The 5,123-nt window shown below is 46.5% G+C and carries 4 protein-coding genes; 3 read left to right on the top strand and 1 reads right to left on the bottom strand.

Translation table 11 applies throughout. The features are described 5' to 3' along the window. The coding region (locus tag QVA83_RS15515) for a LacI family DNA-binding transcriptional regulator (protein ID WP_287498660.1) at positions 1-949 on the bottom strand (949 nt) is incomplete at its 3' end. A gap of 219 nt (positions 950-1,168) precedes the next feature. Here QVA83_RS15515 and QVA83_RS15510 point away from each other — a divergent pair. From QVA83_RS15510 to QVA83_RS15500, 3 genes are all read left to right on the top strand, one after another. Further along, entirely contained in the window at positions 1,169-1,570 is a 402-nt protein-coding gene (locus QVA83_RS15510) for a TonB-dependent receptor plug domain-containing protein (RefSeq protein WP_287498659.1), read from the top strand. Further along, positions 1,527-3,893 carry a TonB-dependent receptor gene (locus QVA83_RS15505; protein ID WP_287498658.1) on the top strand — a complete coding sequence of 789 codons (2,367 nt, stop codon included), beginning with the start codon at positions 1,527-1,529 and terminating at the stop codon, positions 3,891-3,893. The genes QVA83_RS15510 and QVA83_RS15505 overlap by 44 nt, the downstream gene beginning before the upstream one ends. Before the next feature lie 110 nt (positions 3,894-4,003). After that, positions 4,004-5,123: carbohydate-binding domain-containing protein (locus QVA83_RS15500; protein WP_287498657.1), on the top strand; the 1,120-nt coding region annotated here is incomplete at its 3' end.

The following is a 5,123-nucleotide window of genomic DNA, read 5'->3' as shown; positions in this document are numbered from 1 at the left end:
CTTTCTTAGCTCGTAAATACTGAATTAACGACGCCGCAGCATGCTGCGCTATCTCATTAGTTGGCTGAGATGCCGTAGTTAACGGCGGAAAAGTCTGTCGGGAAAAGGGGCTGTTCTCAAACCCAGCGATTGCGAGTTCTTGAGGAACATCTACCCCCTTCATTCGTGCACCAAACAACGTACCCGCTGCAATCTCATCGTTACACGCAAATACAGCGGTAGGATGCGGCGACATGGCAAGCAGCGTTTCAGAGCTTTTTACCCCAGTTTCAAATGAGTAGGTGCCTTTGATAATTAACGACTCATCAATTGCAATACCCGCTTTTTCTAACGCCGCTTTGTAGCCGTTCAAACGCTCAATGGTGGACTTGTGAATTTCTTCACCGGCAATAAAAGCAATGTTTTTGTGACCCTGGTAGATAAGGTGCTCAGTAATATCGTATGCCGCTTTGAAGTCGTTCACCAACACGTAGGGGAGGGGCGATGGAAATAGGCCATCTCCAGATAAAATACGCACATAACTTATTTGGTTTTGATCAAGTTCCGATAAAACCGCTGGCATTTCCGACAGCGGAGGCGAAAGGATGAGGCCGGCCAATTGAGCAGTGTCTACCATGTCCACCAGCTCTTTCGCTATGTTTTTAGAGCTTGCATCGCAAGGGTGAATTAACAATTCGAAATTGTTTTTGCGACACACATCCAATATGCCTTTTTGCATATCGATAATGTAGTAGGCGTTGGGGTTGTCGTATACGTAACCCAGTACCGAAGCCCCTTTGCTTGCTAGGTCACGCGCTGCCTTATTTGGCGTGTACTTTAAGGCCTTTATCGCCTCTTCAACGCGTTGCAAGGTGTCGGGTTTTACCGTGCCTTCCTTGTTAATTACGCGCGAAACGGTCTTTATCGAAACACCCGCCATTTCGGCAACACTTTTGATGGTAGCAGCCAAATTCGATCTCACTCTAAAAATTGGTTTAATTTTCAACAATTAAGAAGCTTGTATTACTTTTTTGTTAAAAAATTAATTGCAGCCTTACATTGTGTCATGTAAGTTAACATTCAATGACAGCGTTGTCATCAAAAAGCTGTACCCCACAACAACGCCTGTCATTTTATTATTTCAATAAATGACAGCGTTGTCATTTTTGGCTGAGAGAAGGTAAATACAATGTTCAAAAACCAACAACATAAACTAACAAGAAGTGTTCGCCTCGCCATAGCTATGGGCGCATTAACAAGTATTTCAGCACCTATTGCGGTAGCACAGGAAGCAGGTGAAACTGAAATCATCGAAGTCACAGGGATCCGCGGAAGCCAAAAGGCCAACATCAATGCAAAGCGTTTTTCTAACGCCATTGTTGACGCTATCACTGCTGAAGACATTGGTAAGTTCCCCGATAAAAACGTGGCAGAAACACTTGCCCGTGTTCCGGGTATTACCATCGACCGCGATTTTGGTGAAGGGCAAGGAGTAACTACGCGGCGTTCAGCCAGACCAAAACTTGACCCTAGTGAACGGTCAAGCCGTGGGAACCGGTCAGTGGTTTGTGTTATCAGACGCAACCCGTAACTTTAACTTCGAAATTTTAGCGTCAGAAATGATTGCAGGTTTAGAAGTGTACAAGTCGTCTCAGGCAGACATCGATGAAGGCGCATTGGGCGGAACGGTAATCCTGAAAACACGTAAACCGTTCGACCTTGACGCTAATTCTGGACAAATCTCGGTAGAAGGCCAGTATGGTGATATCGCCGATTCACTTGACCCAACGCTATCTGGTTTGTACAGCTGGAAAAACGATGACGAAACCTTTGGTATTCTTTTCTCAGGCTCTTATCAAGAAAGAACGGTAGAGCGTGAAACTAACGAAGACTTCGGCTGGTTCGGCCCTAGCATTCCTCGTATCGACCCACTTATTGAAGCTCCTGTTGGCGCTTCACAAAAAGGCGCTATTCCATGGGGGATGGGCTCAGCGTTGTTTAAGCAAGATCGTGAGCGCGTTGGTTTTGATGTAACTGCCCAATGGGCACCTACCGACGACTTCGATGTGTCTGTCCACTATTTATCGTCAACGCTTAAAGCTGACAACGTAAACTCTAACTTAATTGGTATTCCGTTTCGCGGTGTGGCGTACACGGGTACTGACACCAGCCCGGGTACGGTGAGCAGCGACAACGTAGTAGAGTCGCTTAGCATGATGGGTGTAGATAACCGCCCTGAGTGGGCGCGCTTTATGGCGTATGACAACATCTTCCGCGATGGTTCTGAAATGTCTACCGAGATTGTAGATATTGAGGGGCACTACCTAATGGGTGATGGCAAGTTGCACTTCCAGTTAGGTACAACTACCGGTGAAGGCGAAAACCGAGATTTCTTTACTGAATTTTGGGCTAGCGCAAACGACCCGCGTGCAGCCATCGATTTTTACAACCCAGGTGGCGACAACCCGTATATCGATTTTACAACGGCAAGCCCATGGCTAGCTAACCCAACGGATGAAATGTGGTTGGGAGGAATATTCGACCAGCTAAATGCAACGGAAGATAAAGAAAACTATATCCAGTTTGATTACGAGCATTCAGTAGACTGGGGTGCAGTAACCGAAATCAAAACGGGTATTAAGCGTCGCGATCGTAGCTTTGCGCAATCTCGCTACAGAACTGACTTGGCCAATTTAGCGCCGGTGGGTGAAGGTAGCCTTGGCCCCGCGTCATCGTTTTGGAATGGCGACATGATTAACGTGTCTCACGACAACACCAACGGCGTGGCTGCCAGCTATTTCTTCCCTGACAAAGACAGCATGTACAACGCATTATATAGCGTAGCCGAATGTGCTGATGACACTACTATACTTTGCCGCCGTACCAATGAATTCTTAGATGAATCTTCATTTGAGATAGAAGAAGATATTACTGCACTTTACGCCATGGCGAAATTTAGTGGCGATGGTTTCAGAGGTAATGTGGGTATGCGTTACGTTGAGACCGATTCAACATCGAACGGTTACGACCTAACAACAGGCGAAGCGGTAGCGTTTGACGGTGGTTACAACGAATGGCTGCCAAGCATCAACTTGTCGTACGACTTATCTGAAGATGTGTTACTACGTATGGCGGCAGCACGCGTGCTTACTCGTCCAGCACCGTTTCAATTAGCACCTGCGGTAAACTTAACGCCTGAAACTAGCTCTGGCTCTGCTGGTAACCCGCAGCTTAACCCGCTAACTGCTAACCAATTTGAAGTGGGTGCAGAATGGTACTTTAGCGAATCGTCGGTAGCCGCGGTAACGGTGTTCAAGAAAGATATTAACGACTTTATTTTTACCAAAACCGTATCTCGTGAAATTGATGGTCAGCAAATCAATCAGCTAAGAACGCCAGAGAATGGCGGTTCAACCTCTATCGACGGTATCGAAATGCAAATTCAGCATGTGTTCGACAACGGTTTCGGTGGCTACGCTAACTACACCTACACTGATGTGGCCGACGCACAAGTAGATGAAGCGGTTGCCGTTACAGACGATGACGGCAACATCATTGGTGCTACTATCGCAACGCGCTCAGTAAGCTTTCCGAACACGTCAAAAGACTCGTTTAACGTAGGTGTGTTCTACGAAACTGATCTTTACAGCGCGCGCTTAAACTACAACTACCGCTCTGAGTACTTTATTGCCCAAGCTGAAATTGGCGATCAGTACCGCGACGAACAGTCACAGCTTGATGCGCAGGTAAGCTGGAACGTGACAGAAACTATTACACTTAAAGCTGAAGCCCTTAACCTTACCGACGAAATCTGGGAGAACTACTATGTTCGAAGCAGTGACGGTAAGCGACTTGGTGGAACGCAAAGTGCCAATGGACGCCGTTTCTTCATTGGCGCTAGCATGAAGTTCTAGTTGCTAGTATGTGAAGATAGTTCGTGTGTTCACTATCTTCACTTAGCATAGGGTAGGGCGTTTGCTTTACCCTTGTTTTACTCTGAAATTGTGATTTAAGGATGTGCGACGTGATCCGCAATTCGACGAATTTTGTCAAAGCGTGCCTGAGCTTATCGTTACTACTAGTGGGTAGCGCCTCGGCAATGGCTGAAACGCCTTCGCTACAGCAAGCCAGCTTGAATGCGCTAGGAGAAAGCCTCGATATACATTACGAAGTATTAAGTAATGTGGACGATAGTTTGTGCCGGGTACATATTCCAAAAGGCAACTGCTTTTCGTCAGAGCTTACGATAGTAACCATGGCAACCCCCATTGAAGCCTCTACGTCGCTTTACTTTAGTCATATTGCGCCTATTCGCGGGTATGACTCAAAAAATGCAATTCGCATTGAGCATATAAACGGTGACCTGCACCACCTAACGTTCGAAGAAAAGGTGAGCGCAAGTGAGCAAGTTAAGATAACGCTATCTGCGCCCTTTTGGCACGCCTCTCGCTCGGACGCAATGCCGAACTATTACTTAACTTACCCTGCTTTATCAGCGGTGGTGGTGGCCTCCACAACCCGTGTGAAAGAGCCGGGAAGTAATTTACTCATCAATCAACATACTGGCTTATGGAGCAAACAAGCCCAGTACAAACGTACTGAAAACGACAATACACCGCTTATGGACAGCGCGTATTTATACAATAAGGGCGATTCAGCGCTAATTTCAGATGATGCCCAGAATCGTGTTATTCCTAACGTAGTTCAAAGAGATGATTCTGGTAAATTTGTTGCAGCCGCTGGCATTAATATAGATAAGTCTGACCAAGACATGCTTGCTCCTGCCATTGAGCAAATGGCCTATTTCGGCCTCACTAACCAGAAAACAGGCTTACCGCTTAAGGTTATTATTCGCAGCGCTCACGATGCGAGCGCCCTTGCAAATGAACCCGCAACAATAAACTCGAAAGAAGGCTATGCGCTTAGCATAACAGAGCAAAGCGCCACGATAATTGCCAACGATAACATTGGTGCTAACTACGGTCTGTTAACGCTAATGCAAATATTTGATGCGCAGCAAGGCCGCTTTCCTATCACTGAAATTGCAGACTCGCCACGATTCGAATTTCGCGGAATGCACTTAGATATTGCTCGACACTTTCCGGGAAAAGCCGCGATTGAATCTGTTGTTCGCCAAATGTTTA

The organism is Alteromonas sp. AO-Serp (genome assembly GCF_017849675.1).
Taxonomy (GTDB): domain Bacteria; phylum Pseudomonadota; class Gammaproteobacteria; order Enterobacterales; family Alteromonadaceae; genus Alteromonas; species Alteromonas macleodii.
The sequence above is the reverse complement of the archived record's forward strand: the minus strand, read 5'-3'. Positions and strand labels throughout refer to the sequence as shown.

What these genes read in the sequence shown, in the direction of transcription:
- QVA83_RS15510 (WP_287498659.1), top strand. Translation starts at nt 1,169, where the DNA reads ATGTTCAAAAACCAACAACATAAACTAACAAGAAGTGTTCGCCTCGCC.